Source organism: Chloroflexus sp. MS-CIW-1 (assembly GCF_030444705.1).
GTDB lineage: Bacteria > Chloroflexota > Chloroflexia > Chloroflexales > Chloroflexaceae > Chloroflexus.
Genome location: NZ_JAUBWR010000002.1, coordinates 88,114 through 112,548 on the forward strand (window position 1 = coordinate 88,114; position 24,435 = coordinate 112,548).

At 54.4% G+C, this 24,435-nt stretch carries 15 protein-coding genes; 12 read left to right on the forward strand and 3 right to left on the reverse strand.

All coding sequences use genetic code 11. The features are described from left to right. Window positions 1-547 precede the first annotated feature (547 nt). From QTO31_RS13330 to QTO31_RS13340, 3 genes are read left to right on the forward strand one after another with little or no spacing between them, the layout of a single operon-like run. Entirely contained in the window at window positions 548-3,136 is a 2,589-nt protein-coding gene (locus QTO31_RS13330) for a serine/threonine-protein kinase (protein ID WP_301429542.1), read from the forward strand. A gap of 15 nt (window positions 3,137-3,151) precedes the next feature. Further along, the gene (locus QTO31_RS13335; protein ID WP_031459615.1) at window positions 3,152-3,802 is read left to right on the forward strand and encodes an adenylate kinase family protein; all 651 of its coding nucleotides are present in this window, start codon (window positions 3,152-3,154) and stop codon (window positions 3,800-3,802) included. A 39-nt stretch (window positions 3,803-3,841) separates the two neighbouring features. Then, window positions 3,842-4,600 carry a 3-hydroxybutyrate dehydrogenase gene (locus QTO31_RS13340; protein ID WP_031459614.1) on the forward strand — a complete coding sequence of 253 codons (759 nt, stop codon included), beginning with the start codon at window positions 3,842-3,844 and terminating at the stop codon, window positions 4,598-4,600. A 225-nt stretch (window positions 4,601-4,825) separates the two neighbouring features. Here QTO31_RS13340 and QTO31_RS13345 read toward each other — a convergent pair whose 3' ends face one another. Then, window positions 4,826-5,758: a bifunctional riboflavin kinase/FAD synthetase gene (locus QTO31_RS13345; RefSeq protein WP_031459613.1), complete on the reverse strand. Its 933-nt coding sequence runs from the start codon at window positions 5,756-5,758 to the stop codon at window positions 4,826-4,828. 18 nt (window positions 5,759-5,776) lie between these two features. Further along, on the reverse strand, window positions 5,777-8,677 hold the full coding sequence (gene mutS / locus QTO31_RS13350; protein ID WP_031459612.1) for a DNA mismatch repair protein MutS: 2,901 nt from the start codon (window positions 8,675-8,677) through the stop codon (window positions 5,777-5,779). A 214-nt stretch (window positions 8,678-8,891) separates the two neighbouring features. Here mutS and QTO31_RS13355 point away from each other — a divergent pair, with 214 nt between their 5' ends. From QTO31_RS13355 to QTO31_RS13395, 9 genes are all read left to right on the forward strand, one after another. Further along, entirely contained in the window at window positions 8,892-9,890 is a 999-nt protein-coding gene (locus tag QTO31_RS13355) for a TIGR03557 family F420-dependent LLM class oxidoreductase (RefSeq protein ID WP_301429544.1), read from the forward strand. Further along, window positions 9,872-11,830, forward strand: a complete 1,959-nt coding sequence (locus QTO31_RS13360) for an acetyl/propionyl/methylcrotonyl-CoA carboxylase subunit alpha (protein WP_301429546.1) — start codon at window positions 9,872-9,874, stop codon at window positions 11,828-11,830. Before QTO31_RS13355 ends, QTO31_RS13360 begins: the two co-directional genes overlap by 19 nt. Before the next feature lie 27 nt (window positions 11,831-11,857). Further along, window positions 11,858-12,229, forward strand: a complete 372-nt coding sequence (locus QTO31_RS13365) for a hypothetical protein (RefSeq protein WP_031459609.1) — start codon at window positions 11,858-11,860, stop codon at window positions 12,227-12,229. A gap of 435 nt (window positions 12,230-12,664) precedes the next feature. After that, window positions 12,665-14,005: a vWA domain-containing protein gene (locus QTO31_RS13370; RefSeq protein WP_031459608.1), complete on the forward strand. Its 1,341-nt coding sequence runs from the start codon at window positions 12,665-12,667 to the stop codon at window positions 14,003-14,005. A 112-nt stretch (window positions 14,006-14,117) separates the two neighbouring features. Beyond that, window positions 14,118-14,600, forward strand: coding sequence for a peptidylprolyl isomerase (locus QTO31_RS13375; RefSeq protein WP_035419299.1), 483 nt, complete (start codon window positions 14,118-14,120; stop codon window positions 14,598-14,600). Window positions 14,601-15,032: 432 nt separating this feature from the next. Beyond that, window positions 15,033-18,395, forward strand: coding sequence for a tetratricopeptide repeat protein (locus QTO31_RS13380; RefSeq protein WP_301429554.1), 3,363 nt, complete (start codon window positions 15,033-15,035; stop codon window positions 18,393-18,395). After that, window positions 18,392-19,000, forward strand: a complete 609-nt coding sequence (locus QTO31_RS13385) for an FFLEELY motif protein (protein WP_301429555.1) — start codon at window positions 18,392-18,394, stop codon at window positions 18,998-19,000. The genes QTO31_RS13380 and QTO31_RS13385 overlap by 4 nt, the downstream gene beginning before the upstream one ends. Then, entirely contained in the window at window positions 18,997-19,806 is an 810-nt protein-coding gene (locus QTO31_RS13390) for a formylglycine-generating enzyme family protein (protein WP_301429557.1), read from the forward strand. Before QTO31_RS13385 ends, QTO31_RS13390 begins: the two co-directional genes overlap by 4 nt. A gap of 19 nt (window positions 19,807-19,825) precedes the next feature. Then, entirely contained in the window at window positions 19,826-20,665 is an 840-nt protein-coding gene (locus QTO31_RS13395) for a YecA family protein (protein WP_301429559.1), read from the forward strand. 3 nt (window positions 20,666-20,668) lie between these two features. Here QTO31_RS13395 and QTO31_RS13400 read toward each other — a convergent pair whose 3' ends face one another. Next, window positions 20,669-24,190, reverse strand: a complete 3,522-nt coding sequence (locus tag QTO31_RS13400) for a GAF domain-containing protein (protein ID WP_031459602.1) — start codon at window positions 24,188-24,190, stop codon at window positions 20,669-20,671. Window positions 24,191-24,435: the final 245 nt, after the last annotated feature.

Sequence of the window (24,435 nt, forward strand, 5' to 3'; positions counted from 1 at the left end):
AAGCAGAGGGGGTCAGCCGGAAGGAAAGGAGAAGGCTACCGCGCCGTGAGTCGCGACCTACAGAGCACAGTCGGACAACTGCTCACGGCAGGACACGAGCCGGAGGCCCGCGCTCCTAGGTTCCAGGAGTATGTTCAGACACACTCTGAGAGAGCGTCCGTAGCCGGCACCGATTTACTGGGAGCACGGACCAGGTGTCAGAAGTGAGAAGAGGCCTGCATCTTTCGGTCCCGATGGTTATCTACGCACACACCCTCTTAGGTTCGACCGTGAGCGGGTGTGTTGCCGTTCGGGGGGTGGCGTGTCTCGTCCATCGTGCTCGCCACTGCATCGGTAGGAGCGGGTTCTAAACTCGCCCGCCGGTGCGTGCTTATGCGTTGTACGATGGTTCTACCTGCGTGTCGCAAGATACGGGGATGGTAGAAGCGCACGACGATACGACTCTCTAATGACATTCAACGGCTCTACCCGCTCACCTCAGTATGCGGGCCAGAAGTCGGTAAGCGAAACACTTTTCAGACACACTCCAGGCGAGTTAGGAAAAATTATGAGTGAACTATCCCTTGTTGGTCAAACGCTTGGCCGGTTTGAGATCATTGCTGAACTAGGACGTGGTGGGATGGCTGTTGTTTACAAAGCACGCCAGACCGATCTTGATCGTATTGTCGCGTTGAAGATTCTGCCGCCAGAGTTGACCAGCGATCAGAGCTATGTTGCTCGTTTTCGACAAGAGGCGCGCAGTGCTGCCCGTTTAGAGCACCCCCACATTATGCCCATTTATGAAGTTGGTGAAGTGGCTGGATACCACTATATCGCCATGAAGTTCATTCAAGGGCGCACGCTCAAACAGTTGCTTCAACAAGAAGGTGCATTGCCGGTAAAACGGGCTGCGCATATCCTGGCTCAGGTTGGTGAAGCACTCGATTACGCCCATCGGCAAGGCATTATTCACCGTGATATTAAACCCTCGAACGTGATGATTACCGACGACGGTTGGATTTATCTGACCGACTTCGGCCTGGCACGTGGTATCGGCAGCAGTAGCAGTGGTTTAACCATCGCTGGGACGGTGATGGGAACCCCTGAATATATGTCCCCTGAACAGGCACAGGGGTTGCCTAACGTTGGTCCGCCAACTGATATTTATGCCCTGGGTGTGATGCTCTACGAGCTGCTCACCGGGGCATTTCCCTTCAAAGCCGAGACCCCAATGGCGATGCTGGCCGCGCGTCTCATTCATGCGCCTATTCCGCCCCGCGACCTCCGTAGCGATCTACCACCAGCCGTTGAAGATGTTATCATGCGTGCGCTGGCGCGTAAGCCCGAAGCCCGCTTTGCCTCGGCTGGCGAAATGGTTGCCGCGTTGCGGCAGGCCGTTGGCCTAAGCGAACAAGAATTGAGCCGCCCCTTAACGCCACAGCGCGGGATGCCGGCTGCTGCCATCTCAGGCCAACCAACCCCACCACCCGCGTATGCACCAACCGCGCTTGCCACCCCACCACCCGCGTATGCACCAACCGCGCCTGCCACCCCACCACCCGTCTACGTTCAAACACCAGCGGCACCAGCAGCCCATCCATACAGCGTTACCCCACCAACACCAAACCCGCTTAACGTTCCGACAGCGCCACTCCAAACCCCTAGAAAAGGGGTACCGGTTGGCCTCATTCTTATCGGTCTCATCGCCAGTGTCGTTTTGATTGGAGGTAGCCTGACTGCCTTCTTCCTTTTTCGCCCTTCGTCGCCGCGGTCGCCAACGGTTATCACACAACCCGATGAAACGCTCATAAATGAAGGCGACGCCGCGCTGGCTCGCCCAAATGGATTGACTAGTGCCATCACAGCCTATCGGTCAGCAGTCGACGCCGATCCGGCTAATATGCAGGCGCATGCCCGCCTGGCATGGGCTTTACTGGCGCAAGGTGATTGGGATACAGCGCTAAAGGCAACGGAGTCGTTACGCAATGCCAACAGTGGCTCTGACAGAGCAATTGGCGAAGGTATTAGTGGTTACGCCTACTTTCAATTGGGGAATATTGTGGAGGCGCGCACGGCAAGTCAACGTGCTATCGCTGCCGATCCAACCGCCGCGATTGGTTATGCCTTACGCGCAGTAGTGGTCGCAACGAATGCTGCCGATAGTCGGAATAATGCCCTGATGGACGAGGCATTTGCCGCGATTGGTGATGCCGAAGACCGTCTCAACCAGAGTGATCCGTTGACACAGGCATTCATCCGTGCACTTCTGGGCTGGGCTTTTGCCCAGGACTACAAACTGCGTAACGATTCGGCAGTGCTCGAACAGGCAATCAGCAGTCTTGAAGCTGCCATTGACGCTTACCCAACGCTGGCTTTCTTCCACTATGAGCTGGCAAACATCTATCTTTCGACGAACGATCGAGCCACGGCGCGTAATGAATACAACGCTGCGTTGCAACTCGATCCTGCCTTTAGTCCGGCTCGCACAGGACTGGGTTGGATCGCGTACTTTGATAATCAGCTCGATGAAGCCAAACGCGCCTTTGAGCAAGCTCGCAAACAACATCCCAACGATAGTGATGCCTTGCTCGGTCTAGGACGAGTCGCCTTTGATCAGGGTGATACACAAACAGCCATTGACTATTTCAAACAGGCAGTTGAACTAAATCCATCCTCAGCAATCGCGCATTTCTTTTTAGGAGAAGCCAGCCTGTTTGCCGGATACGATGCCACCGATCAGAATGTACAAAATCAACTGTATCAACAAGCCGAAATCGCTTATCGCACGGCTATCAAGCTCGACGACTACGCTAGTCTTGCATATAATGGCCTCGGTTGGATTCTCCAATACCAAGAACGTTACGCTGAGTCGATAGAAGTATTTGAAAAAGCACTTCAGCTTAATGATCAGGAAGCAGAGATTTTTAACGGCCTCGGCTGGAGTCTCTTTCTCAGTGACCGTTACCAGGAGGCCGAACCGATGTTTAAGCGGGCCATTGAACTCGATCCCGACTATCTCAGTGCGTACTTTGGTCTTGGTCGTACCTACGAAGAACAGAGACGATGGGACGAAGCCCTCACAACATATCAAACACTTAAACAGATGAGTCCTGAATACCCTGGTATCGACGAAGCCATTAATCGTGTATCAGGTTAAAACGAGACGGTACATGTGACGGCAAAAACAATAGTTCTCATCGGCCCACCCGGCTCTGGCAAGACCACAATCGCGACTCAGTTAGCGCAAGCTACCGGGATGGCAATCATATCTACCGGGCAACAGCTCCGTGCCGAAATTCACGCCCAGAGTACCCTGGGACGGCAAATCGAGCCATTGCTTGAACAAGGCCAGTTAGCACCTGACGAGGTTATGGCCGAACTGATGCGGAGCTGGTTGCGTGCCATTCCTCCATCCCAAGACTGTCTGATCGAGGGGTACCCTCGCAGTATCGCTCAGGCACGCATGCTCGATACAATCCTGGCCGAATTGGGACGCCAGCTTCATGCCGTCATTGTCCTTGAACTGGACGGAACAGAGATTGTACGCCGGCTGAGTGGTCGCCGTATCTGGCATAAGCTTGACGGTCAGGAAGAGACCATACACATTGACAATGCCACAAAGATGGCACAATACCTGGCAGAGGGTGGAACGTTGTCGCAACGCGAGGATGATCAGCCGGCAGTCATTCGAGCACGTCTGCGAATCTACGAGCAACAAGCAAAGCCCATCATTGACTACTACGAGACACATGTGCCTATTTATCGCATTCACGCCGATCAATCACCGGCAGCAATTGTTGCAGCCATTCGAGACATTATCTAAGCTCAGTAGCTTGAGATTCGATCCAAAGGAGGAACACCGATGAGTAAGCAGGTTGCCATCATCACCGGTGCAGCCAGTGGCATCGGATTAGCCTGTGCCGAACGATTCGCTGCTGACGGCTACCAGGTTGTTTTGGTCGATCTACCGAGTGCCGCAGGTGAAGCAGCAGCCGAACGATTGGGTGGTCTCTTCGTCGGGGTTGATTTAGCTACGCAGGCCGGGTGTCGACAAGCGGTCGATGCCGCTCTCAATTCGTATGGACGAGTGGATGTGCTGATCAACAATGCCGGTTTTCAGCATATTGATGCCATCGAAGACTTTCCCGAAGATCGCTGGGAAACCATGATTGCCGTCATGTTGACCGCCCCCTTCCGCTTGACCAAATACGTCTGGCCGAGTATGAAAGCCAATGGCCGTGGCCGGATTGTTAACATCGGTTCCGTTCATAGTCTACGTGCTTCACCGTTCAAGAGTGCCTACATTTCAGCCAAACATGGCCTCCTCGGGCTAACCCGCACTGCCGCACTCGAAGGTGGCCCTTATGGGATCACGGTCAACCTGATCGCCCCTGCCTACGTGCGCACACCGCTAGTAGAAAAGCAGATTGCCGATCAGGCCCGTACTCGTGGCATTCCAGAGGAGCAAGTCATTGAAAAGGTGATGCTCGAACCGGCTGCTATCAAACGGCTGATTGAGCCTGCCGAAGTTGCCGGATTGGCGGCGTTCCTTTGCTCTGACGCTGCCGGTGCGATTACCGGTTCGGTGTACGAAATGGCATTAGGGTGGACGGCACGCTAAGAACATTTCAAAGTTCTTTACATACCCGCCTGTGGTGTTGGAAGGAAGAGGAGTCTTCCAGCCTCATTTCAATCCCTCCTCCTTCCTCCCTGCACCAGACACGCCCGGCTTTCCAGCTTTCAAACACTCGCTTATGTCAGGACACGGGCCAGAGGCCCACGCTCCCGGCCAACAGCAGTATGTTTTCTCTTGATGACTGTATCAATACAGCATCAGCACAGCAGGCTACCTGCTCTGTTCCCCTAATATTGCCTGTGCCTCTGCCACATCACGCTTGATCTGGTTGACCAGATCATCAACACCGCTAAACTTACGTTCGTCGCGGAGACGCATCAAAAACTCGACACGCAGTGGCTGATCGTACAAATCCCCTTCCCAATTGAGCAAATGGGCCTCAACTACTCGTTGGGTTCCGGCAAATGTTGGCCGGACGCCAACATTGGTTACCGCCGAAATAACCTGACCCGTTGCCAGATATGCACGACAGACATATACTCCATTTGCTGGCAAGACAACATCGTGACTGACCTGTACATTTGCAGTAGGGAAGCCGATCAGTCGTCCACGTCCATCACCACGAGTCACAATCCCGCGCAGAGCAAACGGTCGACCGAGGAGAGCACTCGCGCCAGAGACATTCCCAGCGAGCACTAGTTCACGAATACGCGATGAGCTTACCGGAATACCGGCAACCTTGTACTTACTCAACGCTCCCACGGCAAAACCCATCTCCCGCCCAAGTTCCATCAGACGCGGAATGTCTCCCTCGCGACCACGCCCCATGGCAAAATCTTCACCAACCCAGATTTCACGCACCGGCAGCGCGGCCATAATATGTGCCATATACTCGGCTGCCGTCAAGTTACGGATAGCAGGCGTAAATGGGGCGATAATCAGCAGATCAGGCTCAAGACGACGAATCTGCTCGATTTTTTCGTCAAGATCACTCAACAATTGCAACGGCTGATCCGGTTGCAAAACCGCTCGTGGATGCGGCTCCCAAGTCAGCACAGCACTCAGCATATCGAGCGCTCGTGCCCGTTCTACCGTTGTCCGAATCAGTTGCTGGTGACCGAGATGGACACCATCAAAACGGCCAATCGTCAACACGGTCGCCCGGTTGGCCAATCCGGGAGTAAGATCACGGGCGATCTGCACAGATTTCCTGCTCCATTCCTATTGCTGACTGGCCAGACGTTGTAACTCGGCCAGCCGATTCAATGCTTCTAGCGGTGTCAGCTCTTCAATACGGAGCCGTCGTAAATACTCTACCACCGGATGCGGCATCAGATCAAAGAACGACAATTGCATCCTTCCTGACAGCTCACGATCAGGCGACGCGACGATTGCTGGTGATGCGGGCGCTGCCGGTGCTGATGGTGATCCAACCCGACCTTCGAGTTCGGCCAGCAAGGCACTGGCCCGTCGGATCACTTCTACCGGAATACCGGCCAGCTCAGCGACGTGAATTCCATACGAGCGATCGGCGCCACCAGGGCGCAACTCGTGCAAAAATACTACTCGACCATCGCGCTCAACTGCCGCCATATGATAATTCCGCACTCGTGGGAGCTGCTGTTCTAATGCAGTCAATTCGTGATAGTGGGTGGCAAATAACGTGCGACAACCCAGTTGCGGATGGTCGTGAATATACTCGACCACCGCACGCGCAATGGCCATCCCATCATACGTACTGGTACCACGTCCCACCTCATCAAGAATGATCAACGAGCGCGGTGTACTCTGTCGGAGCAGGGCTGCGGTTTCGGTCATTTCAACCATAAAGGTACTTTGACCGGTCGCAATATCGTCTTGAGCACCAATCCGGGTGAAGATGCGATCAACCAACCCAATTTCAGCCTCATCAGCCGGAACAAACGAACCAATTTGGGCCATCAGCGTAATCAACGCCACCTGACGCAAAAAGGTACTCTTACCGGCCATGTTTGGCCCAGTGATAATCAAAATCTGAGTACGGTCACCGTCCAGTTCGACATCATTCCCAACAAACGGTTCGCTCAGAGTACGCTCCACCACCGGATGGCGTCCCTGCTTGATGCGAAGCACGCGGTCGTTGCGCAACATCGGCTGCACATACCGGCCACGCACGGCAGCCTCGGCCAGTGCGGCCAGGGCATCGATCCGGGCCACTGCGCTAATGACAGTACGCAACCGATCAAGGTGCTGTTGCAATAATTCACAGAGATGCTGAAAAATATCACGCTCAAGATCGATCAGCTTCAAGCGAGCATCGCTCAGCAAACTCTCGTAGAATTTCAGCTCTTCAGTTACATACCGCTCAGCGTTTACCAGGGTCTGCTTCCGTTCGTAATGGGGTGGAATAAGTTTCGGATCCACTGCCCGTGAAATCTCGATGTAATACCCAAAGACCTGATTGTAACCAACCTTGAGCGAACGAATACCGGTACGCTCGCGTTCCTTGCTCTCAAGTCGATCAATAAATTCTTGTGCGTGACGACTGGCCTTGATCAAGTCAGCGAGCCGCTGATCGAAACTGGGGCGAATCACCCGTCGCGGTCGTTCACCACCCTCTTCAGCAGCCCGCAGATAATTTGATGCACCCAACAACGCCGGTGGATCGTCGTCGAGGGCCTGTTCTAGCAAATCGAGCACATCAGTACACTCATCAAACGTCAATGCCGATTCACCGGTCATCTCAGCAGCCAGGAGATCGGGTAACAGTGGTTCAACCGCTTGCCGCACTGCCGATAACTTCCGCAGCGCAGCCCGCAACAGCACCATATCACGCGGTGTCGCCACTGCAATTCCCTGCGCAATACGATTAACCGCCCGCTCGACATCCGGCAATTCGGCCAACGCTGCCCGCACCTCAAGCCGTGCCATCGTTTCAGCAACCAGCCGGGCTACCGCCCGTTGCCGCACCTGAAGCGGTTCGAGGACGATCAATGGCTGAGTAATCCAACGACGCAACAAACGCGCCCCCATCGCCGTGCAGGTACGATCAAGCACTGCAATCAGCGACGCTTTTGCTCCCTGTCGCCCACTACTCTCCAACAACTCTAGATTCCGGCGCGTCTGTGGATCGAGCAACATATACGCGCCGGTATGATACACGCGCAAATGACGCAACTGACTCACCCGCTGGCGTTGCGTCACCTGGGCATACTGTAAGAGGGCACCGGCCGCACGCGCAGCGAGAGGACGGGTATCAAGGCCACACACCACCAGCGACGCGACACCCAAATGTTCACACAACGCCTCTGCTGCGGTCGTCAGCTCCCAACGCCATACCGGCCATTCGGTCACATGGCCTTGCGTCCAACTGGCTGTGCTTACACCTTCAAGGCGACGGGCTACCCGTTCGTGAGGCAACAACGCTTCGCGCTCATCTTTTGTGAGCGGCGCCAAATCCTGACTGAGTCGGGCCTGTACCGGTGATAGACCGGAGAGACGCAACGCATCATCGTCAGGAACTAACACTTCGGCAGGGTTCAGACGGGCCAACTCGGCCTGCAATTGAATCTGTGCACGCGCATCAGCAAACTCAGCAGCGGCAAACTCACCGGTAGACAGATCGGCATACGCTAGACCAACCTTCCCTTGCTCAACAATCACCGCAGCAAGATAGTTATTATTGCGGTCAGGCAACAGTGCCGGATCAATCACCGTTCCCGGCGTAATCACCCGCACGATCGCCCGTTGCACCATCTTACCGCTGCTCTCAACTGGGGTCAGACCAGCCGCATACACCGAACGAGGCCGGGTATCGTTGCGCATCGCCTCTGTCTCACTCAACTGCTCGGCAATCGCAACGCGATAACCACGCGCAATCAGCTCGCTCACGTAGCGATCCACCGCGTGATACGGCATACCGGCCATTGGTGCATACAGTTTCTGCTGTTCCTTCGGCAAGCGCTTATCAACCGCGTATTCTTTCCGGGTTAATGTTATGTCAAGCAACTCAGCAATCAACTTTGCATCATCATCAAAGGTCTCATAAAAATCACCAAACCGAAAGAGGAGGATCGCGTCAGCAGCCTCTTCTTTTAGTTTGCGATATTGGCGATACCATGCGTGCAATTCAACAGCGGCCATAGGAACATCATTACCTGATCATCTAACCAACAGCACTGCCATGATCTGAACAGATTGCACTCGAGTTATGATAGCATATTCTGACTGGCGAGCAGGTAATACCTTTCAATCAGACCCCACTATCATGCACGGCAGTCTGGCAGTTGTACCAACAAAATGGCGCACCATGGTATACTAAACCAGAAACCTCATCACGTCATACAGGATAAAGCCCGTGGCAACGATTGGTATATCAGCAGCATTAGAACAGTTTCACCCAAACGAACTTCTCGAACACTGTCGATTAGCCGAGCAGTACGGTTTTCGCGGCGTCATGGCAGCCGATCACTTCCAACCCTGGGTACCGGCGCAGGGACACAATGCGTTTGTGTATAGCTGGATGGGTGCGCTCGGTGTCGTCACCAATCATCGTTTTGGGCCAGGTGTGACCTGCCCGTCCTTCCGCACCCACCCGGCAGTTATCGCTCAGGCCGCTGCAACCCTGGCGGCCATGTTCCCCGGCCGCTTTTGGTTAGGGTTAGGCAGTGGCGAACTGCTGAACGAAAATGTGGTTGGCGGTGAATGGCCAGAACCACTGACTCGTTTTGAGATGTTGCAAGAGGCAACCGAGATCATTCAGAAGCTCCTTAGCGGTAAAGAGACGCGGTATCGAGGCCGGTATTTCCGCATGAATAAAGTCCGCCTGTGGACACTGCCTGAGCAGCCGGTACCGATCTACATTGCTGCTACCGGGCCACAAACACTGCGTTGGGCCGGACGCACCTGTGATGGTCTGATAACGCCGGGAGCCGCCCCTGATAAACTACGTCGCATTCTGGCCGACTTCGCTGCTGGCGCCCGAGAAGCTGGCAAAGACCCTGATCAGATGCCAAAACTACTCCAATTGCACGTTTCGTGGGCGCCAACCGATGAAGAGGCACTGCACAACGCGCTCACGCAGTGGCCCAACGGTGGCATGAATTTTCCTAAACAGGATATTCGCTCGCCAGAAGATTTTGCAGCCATGGCAAAGCTCGTGCGACCGGAAGATTTTCGAGGTCGCGTCTTGATCTCTTCAGACCTCGAGCAACACCGTGCCCATCTCCAGCAATTCATCGATCTCGGCTTCGACGAGATTTATGTGCATAATGTCGGTCGCAATCAAGTTGAATGGATTAAAGCCTACGGAGAAGTCGTCTTACCAAAGCTACGCCCATGTTCAACCGTATCCTGATTGCTAACCGCGGCGAGATTGCCGTGCGTATTATCCGTGCATGCCGCGAATTAGGCATCAGCCCAGCGGTTGTGTATTCTGCCGCTGACGCTGGAGCACTGCATGTACGTATGGCTGATGCAGCCATCGAGATCGGGCCACCGCCGGCAACGCAGAGTTATCTACGCGCCGAAGCAATTGTTGAGGCAGCACTCAAACTGAATGCGCAGGCGATCCATCCCGGCTATGGGTTCCTCAGTGAGAGTGTAAAACTGGCTGAGCAGTGTGCAGCAGCAGGATTGACCTTCATCGGGCCGCCACCGGCGGCAATTGCTGCGATGGGAGGGAAGGCTGAAGCCCGTGCCCTGGCCCAGGCTGCCGGTGTGCCGGTTGTGCCGGGCTACGACGGCGACGACCAGAGCGACGAACGGCTGATTGCTGAAGCCCGACGAATTGGACCACCATTGCTGATTAAGGCCAGCGCTGGTGGTGGTGGGAAGGGAATGCGTGCGGTTGGTGATCTGGCCGATGTCCCTGCGGCCATCGAAGGTGCCCGCCGAGAAGCGCGATCGGCCTTTGGCGATGACCGCTTGATTATCGAGCGGCTGGTGCTGCACCCACGTCACGTCGAGATACAGGTACTGGCCGATACGCATGGCAATGTTGTCCATCTTGGCGAACGTGATTGCTCGATTCAGCGCCGCCATCAAAAAGTAGTTGAGGAAGCACCATCCCCTGCCTTAACGCCAGCGTTACGTCAGGCAATGGGCAATGCCGCAGTCGCTGTTGCTCGGGCAGCCGGTTATGTCAATGCCGGCACCGTTGAATTCATTCTCACACCTGACGGTGAATTTTACTTCCTGGAAATGAATACCCGTCTGCAAGTTGAACACCCGGTCACCGAACTGGTATGCGGATACGATCTGGTTCACTTGCAGATTGCTATCGCCGCCGGAGAACCGCTTCCTTTCCGACAAGAAGATATTGATGTGCGCGGTCACGCGATAGAAGTTCGTCTCTATGCCGAAGACCCCCGTACCTACCTGCCATCAATCGGAAAGGTAGCGCTGTTTGTGCCGCCACAAGGGCCAGGTGTACGGGTTGATGCCGGTCTAGTAAGTGGTGATGAGGTGACCGTCCATTACGACCCACTCTTGGCGAAGATTATCGTGTCCGGCACTAACCGGCAACAGGCAGTCGCCCGCCTGCGTCGAGCATTGCGCGAGATGGCAGTCCTTGGCCCAACAACCAACCTACCACTGCTACAGGCCATTGCCGAACATCCAGCCTTCGCTGCCGGTCATACCCATACCGGCTTCCTCAGCGAACATGAAGGTCTGGTGCCGCCACCCGGCCCACCACCGTGCGCCGTTCTGGTTGCCGCAGCCGTACTCAGCGTTACCGACCCCCCACCACCGCGTGACCCCTTCGCCGCCGTTTGGCGGTTAGGTGGTGATACTATTCCACTCACGTTTGTCGCGCATGGCGATCACCACCTGCGCGTGACACCATCTACCAATGGCTGGCAAATAAGCGGAGATTCCTGGATCGCTCAGGTATCACTGGTGCGGCGCGGGCACCACGAACTGGCGTTAGCGATCGACGGTCAACGCCAGCAATTCTTCTTCGCCCGCGTTGAAGATGGTTGGCTTATTGCATGGCGAGGTGAATCGTATCACCTGACACGTCCGGCGCCACTTACGGCCGATAGCGTTCTGCGGAGCAACGATCAGGATGCGGCCAGCTTTAACGCCCCAATGCCCGGCACAATTGTACGCATTCACGTTGCAGTAGGCGAACGGGTTCGTGAAGGGCAACCACTGTTAGTATTGGAAGCAATGAAAATGGAACATACTGTGGTCGCACCATACGCTGGCATTGTACGGCGTCTCCCTTATCAGGTTGGCGCAAGTGTAGCTGCCGGCGCGCATCTCGTTGATCTTGAACCGGTATCGGAATAATTGATCTGACAAACGATTGAGCAACGTATGGCATCGCAACAACCAGCTAAACCACCTGCACCACCTGCCCAACAACAACCACAGAAACCACCCAAACGTCGACGTAGCGGTTGTACCATCTGGATATTTGTCCTGGTATTCCTTATCCTGAGCATCATCGGGGTGGGATTGTTTAGACCGGCAACACTGGCTATTGCGCAAGAGTTTGTGGTTGGTATCACACGCGGTGGCATTCTTAAAACTGAGGAAGAAACCAAAGTCGATTCGTGTATTCCTGATGAAAAAACGAATGCACTTGTCTCAATTACCCGCACGCGACGAGTGACAACATACAATAATGGGTCTGTCCTCGAAATCACGTTTAGCGATCCGCCAATACCAGCCGATTGTAGACAATAATGTGTTTGCACGTTATGTTGTATCATCCTTTCATCCTCTACAATAGCGAGGATAAAGAGCAATGAGGAGCGGTATCCGGTGCGTGAGACGTTCTTAGAGCCTATCCGGAATACCCTGTCGCAGAATCAATTGGGGCGCAGCGCCGCTGCGCCCGTACATCTATCAGGTTTCATCCGCTGTGCTGTGAGACAATTATTCTGATAGGCTCTTATTCGCTTAGAAAACGTATAAAACAGGTCAGGCGTGTCAAAGCTGTTCCACGGGGACTGTTTGGGTAAAATGCGCCTCGTTTGCCCATAATACATTCTGAGTAGATTTGTAAGACACTCATAAGACGATGCACTCGTTGAACGAGTGACAATCATTGCCGACACTCCCTTCGATAGCGCCGGAAACTGAAACCATTTACTCGGTGACAGGGAAGGATCGCAGCCTATGCTGCTACAAATACGCTGCACACCCGAACCGATTGTCTTACCGGTCCTAAAGCAACCGCAGATCGCCTACCTGCACCTCACTGTTGCTGCAACCGGTTATGGTGGATTGCCACTTCATCTCGCGATTGTAGCCGATGCTAGCCGTTCAATGCGCATACCAATCGTTAATGAACAGCAATTTCGTGATCTTGTGCGGCAGAGCGGTGCTCACGAAGTACTGGTTGACGGTGTACCGGTCTGGCAATTGAGTAACCCGCTCTCGGTCGAACAGCGAACTCTCTACCCAAGCCCGATCACATACACGACGCATGCACTTCATAGCCTGATTGAACGACTTGACCATAACGACCGGCTTGCTCTGATTGCCTGCGCCAGTGATGCGATTGTCCTTGCTCCGAGTATCCCTGCCACCCGCCGAACCGAGTTAGTTGCTGCACTCATGCGCTTACCGGCACTCCGTCTTGGTGAAACTACCAATCTCGCGCAGGGTTTACAACTCGCACTGGCACAGTTTGTTACGACGGATGAAGACATTATCCGTCGCATTATCCTACTCACCGATGGCTTCACCAGTGATACAACCCTGTGCATCTCACTGGCACGCGAAGCAGCCGCTCGCGGCATAACGCTTAGTACGATCGGTCTCGGTGGTGCGTTTGAAGAACATCTCCTGGTACAACTGGCCGACCTTAGCGGAGGTCGAGCCAGTTTTGTGCATGAAGCTACTGAAATCCCGGCGACCATCGCGACTGAACTCGATAGCATCCGCCAGATCACTGCTCAGGCAATAACTCTCCAACTCACGCTGCCCCAAACTGTCGCGCTGCGGTGGATCGTACGACTCACACCAAGCCTTACCACCTTAACACCCCTCAGTACCGAACACGGTCGGCGATTGACAGTTCATCTCGGTGATCTGCAACGGGGAGAAGCTGCTCAACTGGTGTGCGCCTTCCTCGTTGCCCCCGGCGCAGCCGATCAACGACGACGCCTAGCCCGACTCCGAATTATGAGCGGTCAGTCAACCATCGATCACGACGTGATCGCTTACTACCGTCCCGACGCTGTCAACCCACCACCGACACTCCTGCCGATCATTAACCGTGCTTCCATTGCCATCCTCCGCCAACGAGCCGAACAAGCCCGACAGCAGGGCGATTACAAGACCGCAGCTCATCTATTGCGTCAACTTGCGACGCGACTACACGAATTGGCCGAACCCAAACTGGCAGCGCTGGCCATAGCAGAGGCTAACAACCTGATGCAACAGCAACAGCCTGGTATCACTGCTAAGGAGCTAACCTACGCTACACGGCGGTTAGGTCAGACCACTTCGTAGCCATGGCAGGGCTTTTCGATGTTTTAGAGTATCGCCATTCCTCTGGCGGCGGAAGCGGTTGATGGTATAATGCTGTCACAATGTTCGTGAGATAAGCTCCAGGAGTACGCTCGTGGCAAAACAATGGAATAGTCCACCGCCAATGCAGATTGACGTTAGCAAAACGTACCGGGTAACGATGGAAACCACCCGCGGTACGATTGAACTTGATCTCTACCCCCAGCATGCCCCCTTGACCGTTAACAACTTCGTTTTTCTGGTACGAGAAGGCTTCTACGATGGCCTGACCTTCCACCGCGTCATCAAAGACTTCGTGATTCAAGGTGGCGACCCAACCGGACGCGGAAGCGGCGGCCCTGGCTATCGTTTTCGTGATGAAGTTATCGGTAATCCACTCACGCACGAAGCTGGTGTTATCTCGATGGCAAATGCTGGCCCAAACACTAATGGCAGCCAGTTTTTCATCACCCATACTCCGCAGCCACATCTAAATGGACGCCATACCGTGTTTGGTCGGGTAGTAAATGGTATGGATGTCGTGTATGCGATTCAGCAGGGTGACAGGATGACCAAAGTTACCGTGCAGGAACTGTAACCAACCAGCGATGCGTTCTCAGAGCGCGTCTGAACGCTGTTTCCGAGGAACGCGGGCCGGCGGCCCGCGTTTGAACGTGAGCACGTAAGACCTATCGGTTGGCGCATCAGTGTACCATCACCCCTGTAGAGTGGGTGACACATGCCTCGCCAATGCACCAGCGGGCATTGGCAGCGGGCCGACCACGGCAGACGGGTTGGTATCTATACCATCTCTAATCCCTCCTCTCTCCGCTTACGTCCATCGCACCAGGATGAAAACGTTGAAAAGCTCTACACGACGAACCACAGAAATCTTTGCCGGAAGCTGTAAGTTATTGTAAGTTATTCTATCTGTTCATCAGTGAGTCGTCCTCACCATTACAGCTTGAAATATCCTCCAAACTGCTTACAATAGGAGCTGGTATGACCGACAGTGGTAAGGAGCGGATCTATGCGATGGCCATGGCAACGGAAGGACAAAGAACCATCGGCTGTAGAGCAAGTATCAGACAAAACTGCCCCACAGCAACCATCCCGCCGACGTTGGATATTGCTTGCACTGGCGGCCATTGCACTGGCGGCCATTGCACTTGGCTTCGCACTCTTTCCTATCTTTCGGCCTACCGATCCGCGTTTCGTGATTGTGATTACCCCATTCACCGACCAGGACGGTCGTACCGGTAGTCAGATTGCCAGTGCGCTCACGCGACAACTACAGCTCCAGGGGGGCAATCTGATCCACGTCATCATGACCGACACTCGACCGGCCAACAGTACTGAAGCGCTCGCGATCGTGCAACGATTAAACGCCGACCTCCTTGTGAGCGGTTCGGTCATTGCCGGTGGACGGCTCGACAGCCTAAGTTTGCGCCCCGAGATTATCTACACCCCTCACAACATTGATGTGAGTCAGAGCTGGTACGGTTTTACGATGCGCTTTGCGCTGCCAAACCAGTTTGTCATCAGTACCGACCCGATCAATGGTCAGACCACATTAGTACCGTATCTGCTGGCGTTAGCCGCCTATCACCATGGCGAAGCAGACCTGGCAGTCGATCAACTCCAACGCCTGGTCGAGAACACGCCCCAGATGAATCCACTTTTGTTGCATATCCTGCGGGGTAATCTCTTGTGGGCGAGGGGGTGGTACAGCGGGGCTGCAACTGAATATCAGGCAGCCCTCAGTCTTGCCAACAGTGACCGCGCCCTCTTGACCAATAATCTTGGCGCGATCCTGTGGGATGCCCGCAGTGCCGATGCACTGCGCTACTTTGCCGAAGCTATCGACCTCCTCGATGGCCGTGACCTTGGTCAATTGCGGGTCAACCTTGCGTTGTGGGCATTACGTGAACAGCGTACCCGCGATGCAGTGTCTGATCTCGAACAAGCACGTAACCTGTTACCAACTAACCCGGAACTTGAGTTGCTGCTCGCCACTGCCTATCGCGAAAGTGGGCGGATCACCGACGCGCAGGCCGCGCTGGCACGATTTGAGTCAGCAAAGACAGCGACTGGCAGACGGGTCCCATACACCTTCCTGGCAGCGTATGAATCACGCCTGACTGCCGTATTTTTTGAAGAACGCGCTTTAACCAATCTCGAAACACACCTACCATTGACCGGTCCACTCTACTGGGCACTCGAAGCGGCAAATCCGCTCCCCTCGGCAAACGATCTGCGCCAAGTGCGCGATCAACTGCGTATCGCAACCGAACACAGCACACGATCTATCAACTTGTGGCGCCAACGAGCTACCGGCGACGCTGCAATCGTTCCCGGCAGCGGTCTGATGGCAACCGGTCAGGCCGAACGGAGCGAAGAGGTTTTGCGACGCCAGAAGCTGATATTAGCGCTGCTTGAAGCGGTTGTGCAGACGGTCGAGGGACGTAACAAACCAAGTCCTCTCGATCAAATGATTGCTGCACTCTTTGGTACGGGGGGAAAGACCAACTCGAGTATTACGACCTTACAACAATTGCGCGAACAGCAACCTGATGATGTCCTAACGCTACTGGCACTCGGTTTTGCGTTCCGCATCAACGAGCAGTATGACGAAGCCATCCAGAGTTACCAGCAAGTTATTGACCTTGCTCCGCAACTACCCGACGGCTACGCCGGTATCGGTACGGTTACTCTCGCTCGTGACGATCAGGGTGGTGCAAAAGAGTGGTTCCGTCAAGCACTCGAACGGAACAATCAGTTCTTTCCGGCCCATTTAATGCTAGCACGTATTGCCGAACGTGAGCGTGATTGGTCAACGGCTATTCAGCACTGGCGTGCACTGGTAGCATGGCAACCTACACCGTACACTGTCGTAAATCTGGCCCGTGCGCTCCGGCTGAGTGGCGCCGGCGGGTTTGCCGAAGCAGAACGGCTCCTGGTTCCGCTGGCAATGGAACATACCGAGGCAACCATCGAACTGGCCCGGCTTTACAACGATGCTGGCTACGCCAAAGAAGCCGCTGAAGTCTACCGTGATGCTCTCACGCTTGATCCCCGTTCGACAGTTGCCGCCTTTGAGTTAGGCGAAACCTATATTCGCCTGGGCGACATTCAGGCTGCTGAACGTATGCTGCGTGATGCTCTGGCCTTTGATGAGCGCAACCTGGATGCGCGTCTGCGGCTAGCCGAATTGTACGAAGACCGTCTCAATCAGCCAGAGCGGGCGCTCGAACAGTATCGGATTGCCCTCGGACAAGGCATCAACGATCGCGACCGCTTACTTGCCATCGGTCAGGCTGCAATTACCGGAAATGCTGCCTCAATTGCGATTCAGGCGCTGGAACGTGCGCTACAGCTTGATCCCAATTCGGCTACGACCAACGAGCTTCTGGCTCGTGCTTACCTGGTTGGGAATCGACTAGAAGCCGCAACCCAAACCGCTCAGCGCACGTTGAATCTAGCCGCGAACCGCACCGATCCTGAAGCGATCACGGCGCAGGTCAATGCCCTGCTGACGTTAGCCGAGGTTGCGCGCCGCCGCAACGACCTGACCGCCGCCGAGCAATCGTATCAGCAGGCCATCGCCATTGATCCGCAATCAATTGCCGCACATATCGGGCTAGGCGAAATCGCCAGCAGCAGAGGAAATTGGGGTGTTGCCCGCGCCTACTTTGAAACAGCCGTGGCGCTACCGGGCGGCAGCGACGATGCCGCAGCCCAATTCTGGCTTGGTGAAGCACTCTTGCGCAACAGCGATTTTTCTCGAGCATTGGCCGCGTATCAACGCGCCCTGCAACTGCAACCCCAATACCCGGAAGCGCTGTTGGGATTAGCCCAAACCCAGTATGCCCTTGGTCGTGCTGACGATGCCCTGCAAACGGTAGAGCAGGCTATCCGGCAAAGAAGTAACTACGCTGAAGCTCATCTCTTCAGGGGCAAATTACTGCAAGAGGCCGGACGTTTCGCCGAAGCACGCGCCGCCTTCGATGCCGCCATCGGCGCCAATGATCGCATCGCCGAGAGCTTCTACCGACGGGCGCTTCTCGCCATTCGTGATGGAGAACTCGATCAGGCGATTCGTGACCTCAATCGGGCTATCGCACTACAGAACAACTTTCCCGAAGCCCACTACTGGTTAGGGCGAGCCTATTATGCGCAAGGTCGTACTGAAAGTGCGTTGCAAGCCATCCAACAAGCGATTACCCTCAACCCCGACTACAGTGAAGCAATTTTCTACAGTGGATTGATCGCAGAAGATCAGGCCAACTTTACCGCGGCCCGTAATGCTTACCAGACGCTGATTAGTCGCGAACCCACCAGTGAATGGGGACAACGTGCCCTTGCTCAAATCGAACGCTTGCCACAACCATGAGTACGCTCCGTCAGTACCGTCTCGCCCTCCAAATCTTTCAATCGAACCGACTGCGGCGTGATTACCATGATCTGGCCGAAATACCGGTATACGAACCGTTAGGCGAGTTCTTCTTCAACGATATCTATGGCCCGCGTGATTTTAGCCAGCGCGACCAGGAAGGGCGGCGCTTGCAACATTTCATCGGTTGGCTACCCGGTGTTCAACTGCGCGATTTGGAAGAGGTGTTAGAATTACTCGACCTCACAAATCAACTCGATGAGGACCTGGCCCGACGGATGTGGCAGGCGAATGTCGGGACCGATTTCGACGAAATGACCTATGAACACTTCTACCGAATCGCCGATAAGTATGATGAGCGTTTACGACAACTGACGTTAGTCAGAACGACACTCTACAATGTCTTTCGTCTTTCACGCTCGCATATCCTGGGGCTGGCGCTCCGTCGTTTGCATGTTGTCGCATGCCTAGTCGGTATTGGGCAGATACACTCGTTTCTACAGCGTGGTTACGAAGCACTGCAAAACGTGAGTGACATTGAACATTTTGCCGAGACGATCTACCGGCGAGAGCTGGATCGACTCAATCGGATTTACCAACGATGACCACCTTGACCGCATTATTACCGGTTATGATCTACATCCCGGCCCGCATCTTTCGCATGGGGACACCGATCCAGGAATTGAACGACCTTGCCCGTCGCTATGGTGGCACCCGCGAAAGCTACCGCGAAGAGACGCCGCAGCACGAACTATCGCTACCAGCATTTGCCATCGCCCAAACACCGGTCAGCAATGCGCTCTACGCACAGGCGGTTGCGGCTGGCGCTGTGCCACCGCCACCACTCTGGCACGGCCCAACTCCACCGCCCGAATTACTGGCACTGCCGGTCACCGATGTCAACTGGTATGAAGCGCAAGCCTTCTGCACCTGGCTGAATCAACAACCAGATTGCTCTGTTCGCCTGATCGATCCGAGCGGCCAACCGGTCACACCACCGTCCACCATTCGTTTCCGCCTGCCGACTGAGGCTGAATGGGAGCATGCAGCGCGTGGAAGTGATGGCCGTCGCTTCCCGTGGGGTGAGACGTTTCATCCCAACTACGCCAATACACGCGAGAGCGGCAGGTTTGCACCTAATCCTCCAGGCGCCTATCCTAGTGGGCGCAGTCCGTATGGGATCGAGGATATGGCCGGTAATGTTTGGGAATGGACTGCCTCGCTCGACCGACCATACCCGTATCGGCCAGATGATGGACGCGAAGACCCAACTGCCCCCGGACGACGTATTCTGCGCGGCGGATGTTACGCCAATCCACAAGGGTATGCACGCTGTGCCTGCCGTTTCCGCTTGCAACCCACTATGCGTAATCAGTTTCTGGGCATACGGCTGGCTTTTAGTCTCGAATAGCGTAAGGAGTGATTCGCAAATGAATCAAGTGAAGACGCGAAAGTTAGGGCGTAATGATCCTTGCTACTGCGGGAGTGGCCGCAAGTATAAAGATTGCCATTTACGGATTGAAGAGGAGTGGCGCAGTCAGCAACTGCGCTTACGGAATGCGCAAGATCAGCTCTTACAACGTATCCTGGCGATGGCAACTGCGGCCGACGCTTCTGACCTGCAAACTGCCTTTGATCGTTATTGGCAACAACGTTACCAGTTTGCGCAACTGGCCGAACTAAACCAGCGCGAAAGTTACGGCGCCGACCGGTTTATGGTGTGGTTTGCCTTTGATTACCGCCAACCTGACGGAAAAACCCTTGTCGAACGCCTGGCGGATCAAGCGAACGAGAGCGCTCTTTCCCCTCTTGAACGTCAACTCTTACCGACCTGGGTTGATGTCAGGTTACGACCGTACCGCGTTGAGAAACTCCATCCGAATGCCGGTGCCAGTCTGCGCGACTTACTAAACGATGACGCCGTGCCATTGGCCGACAGCCATGCCTCACTGCGCCTCGAACTCAATGAGGTTATTGTCGGTCATCTGGTACCGGTAGATACACCACTCGGCCAAACAACACCGAATTACTACCTTGCCGGCCCTGCTGCGCATCTCACACCTGATACCGCCGAGCCGCTTCAGACATTCGCACACATTCATCTGGAAGCACTACGACGTGAACGACCAGAGGCCGGCTGGCAAGACCTGCTCCGCGAACGTTCGGAAATATTCAGTCATTTCATTCTGATATTGCCAACAGATAAACCCGACCCTGATCGCATTCAGCGTTTTATTGAAGAGACCCGTCAGCGCCTGCTTAGGAACTGACCGTTAGCCTGCATCAGAGTAGATTTCGGCCAGCGGCAGCGTAAAATGAAATGCGCTGCCCTGACCAGGCGAACTTTCGACCCAGATCACTCCTCGATGCGCCTCAACTGCCAGCCGACAGAAAAATAATCCCAGGCCACTCCCTTCGCTTCGTTTACTCCTGGCCTGACTGAAGCGGGTAAAGAGAGCATCCTGAGCTTCAGGCGGAATACCCGGCCCCTGATCGCGTACAACGATATGGGCAACTCGATCACCCGGAATCAAAACCGTCACCTCATCAGATACAGTCACAAGCTGTGGTTCTTGTTGTTCAGGTTTTACCTGAATTTCAAGCGAAATCAGATCGCCAGACGCACTGTATTTGAGTGCATTATCGAGCAAATTTTGCAGCACACGGGCGATAATATCAGCATCGGCGAACAACCAGCGCACCTGCGGGTCAATCCGGTGCACGATCTGGACGTGCTTCTCTTGGGCCTGGATCGATAATCGCTCGGTAACCTGCTCAATGAGACTGGCAACCGGCAACGGCCCTAGCTCAAGTGGCATTTGACCACTCTCGAGCCGCCCAATATCGAGCATCAGGTGCACCTGGTTAATCAACCGATTTGTGCTGTTTTGCCCAATGAAAATTGCCTTTTTCTGGCGTTCAGTAAGGAGATCGCCCAGTTCCTGTTCCAGCCGCTCAAAGGAAAGTTTAATAACAGTGAGCGGGTTCTTAAAATCGTGTACCAGGGTATGTGTCAGGTCTTCACGCAACTGCTCGACCCGTTTTGCCTCGGTCACATCACGAATTGTCAACAAAAAAGCCGGAATACGACCAGAGATGAGATCACCAGCCGAGGTTATCTTCCAGGAAAATACTCCATCACTTCCCCGTAATTCACCTTGCGCGCCAGCAGTAGAAAGTGAGCGGCACAGCGTAGCGATGGCATCAGCTTCCAGACGGCGTTGATCTGCCCATTGAGTGAGTAACTGTTCGATATGGATCGTATTCGCCTGAAACAATGGCGGTGACCATGCGTTCGTTTGGGCAAGACGATAAAAGGTTTCATTGGTCACGACAACTGTTCCATCAGCATTATAGAGAATAAGAGCATCCTCAATCGTCGCCATCACCCGCGATAGATTATCGCGTGCACGCCGTACCACCTCGAGCAAACGCATGCTCTCGATAGCGATAGCTGTCTGGGTGACGTAGAGCATCAACATCTCGATATCGGTAGAATCGAGAGCTTGCTCGCCGCCGATCACGATCACACCAATTGGCTGTTGGGTACCACGGAGCGGCAGAGCAACGGTTGTCGCCGAACGAAAAACCGGACGCCGCTGAGTCAGTGCCCGACGAGCGAGAGTCAACACCGCATCCTGCGAAAGCATCGTGACGCCAACCGACTGCTCAAAGCGCAATGTATCTTGAACCGGATCAAACAACACAACCTGCGCCCATGCGCCATCGACCATCTCAAGCATGCCGCGCACTGTCATCGCCAACACCTGCGGCTCAGGTAACGATTGCGAGTTGATCACCATCCCGAGGCCATTCAGTGCTGTCAGACGCTCTAAACTACGTTGCTGACGGTGCCGCAAGAGCGCAATTTCGATGGCCGCACCGGCAATACCGGCATAGACAATCAGCGCCTGAATATCATCAGATGACGGACGTTGACCATTGAGCGGTTGATCGAGGAACAACACTGCCTGGACCCGCTGATCAGGTGCTCGCAGAAGCACGACCAGCAAATCATCAGCATTCCACTGCGTCGCCCCAAAATCGACGAGTTGTTCTAGCACCGGTGCTGGTAGGTCAAACAAAGCCGCAAAACTGGCCCTTCGCCGGTTGAGAAGAAAACAGCTCTCGCCTAGCGACCACTCGTGAGCCAGTATATCAAGTCGGTTAGCTGCCAGACGCAAACCGATTGGAAATTCAGCAGCGAGACGATCGGTAGCAACAACACACTCCAACGCCGGATGCAGACTCCGCTCGCGCCGATGAACAAACAGGGCTGCCGCCTGAAACCGTATCCGCTCACAGATCGCATTGATAATCAGGTGAAAAAGCTGATCGGGCGCTCGTTCGAGCAACAGATCACGACTGAGAGCTAACACCGACTGCAAGTCAGCGTTGCGCCGATCAAGATCACGGGCATGTTGGATGATCCCTGTTTCTACCTGCGTAAGCCGCTGGGCATGGTCAATGACCAGGCTCATACTTGCCATAATCGCATTGATGCGATCAATATCAGCATCGATAAACGGTGCTGTTTCTTGGCGATTGACATATTGCAAACAGGCACGCACACCACTCGGTGAGGTAAACGGCACGCTGATCAGATTGTGACACATCAGGCCAGTCATCTGATCTAGCCAGTGACTGCGTCGCGGGTCGCCAACTGCATCATTAACAATAACCGGTTTGCCGAGCGCCAACGATTGACCAAGGATGCCATGGCTCATTGGCAGACGCATCCCAACCAATTGCCGCATATGTTGACCGGCCACATAACGAAGAACCACCTCGCGCTGCTGTTCATCGACGATAAACAGACTACCTGCCTGCACATCCAACAACTGACAACTGATTTCCAACATCATTTGTAATGCCCGATCAGGATCAAAAATCTGCACACCGGCAGAAATCAACTCTTGCCACATCCGCTGTTGACGACTAGCACGCTCCGCTTCGCGGTGCAAGAGAATCGGTCGTAACAACTGACTGATCAGGTACAATCCTTCATTGACAATCTGCTGTTGCAGTTCGCCAACGGTTGATGGTGTCATTGTGTATGTGTAGACCATACCAATCGTTTCACCTTCAAAACGAATGGGAACCCCTGACCAGTACGTCGGAGCAAAATCCTTCCAGATGGTGTGTGGTCGAACCTGATAGTGGGCACAGTCGTGCAGGTATCTTGTTGAACTGATCGGCATACTCAGTTTCATCACAACGCTACTAAGATCGGTCTCAGCCGTCCAGAATTGCCGACCAGACAAACTATGGTTTCCTGCTTGCGGATCGTAGTGGGCTATTTGTTCAATCCATACACTACGTTGAAATGGGATCGCTACCCCAACATGCAATGGCCATCCCGCGATTTGAGACATTAACTGTCCGAATTGACGGCAAATCAGTTCAGGATCATGACAGTCGCGCAAAGCATCAAACTCAACCTGTAGTCGCCGTCGCCAATCTTGCCGATCCATGCGCTGTCGTACCCGATCATAAGCGGCAATGATCAGACGCTCGATAACGTTCAGTATCGCTAACTCTTCAGTAGTCAACGAACCTGGACGGATCGTTAACCAGCCGTAGACTTCCTCAGCCGCGATCGGATGAACAACACCATCGTGCACATCCTGTGGATGCCCTTGAAATGACCACTGGAGATCGACATCATAATGCGGCAAAACCATTCGTAGCGTAGCCAGAGCAGTAGCTTGCAAATCAGAAAATTGCTGGGTGTCGATCATCGTTGTTGCCAGGGTTATCCACTCTGGTAGCACAATGTGGGATGCATTTGTCATGATCGACTCTCCGTTTAGGACGTGAAATCTGTTGTATTGTACCGCGTTTCGAGCTTATGTAGAAGATCAGAAATGTAGAAAACAGAAGTGGTCAAGAGGGATAGGTTCTCTTCAAACCCCACTGGTATGTAAACGGATCGCTCTTTCCGTCCCGACGATGCACTCTCCCTTGCCTCAGTGGGCGGGTTGGGAACCCGCGCCGACAAGGCGGGGACGGGCATCATCGGCGAGATAAACGACCGGGT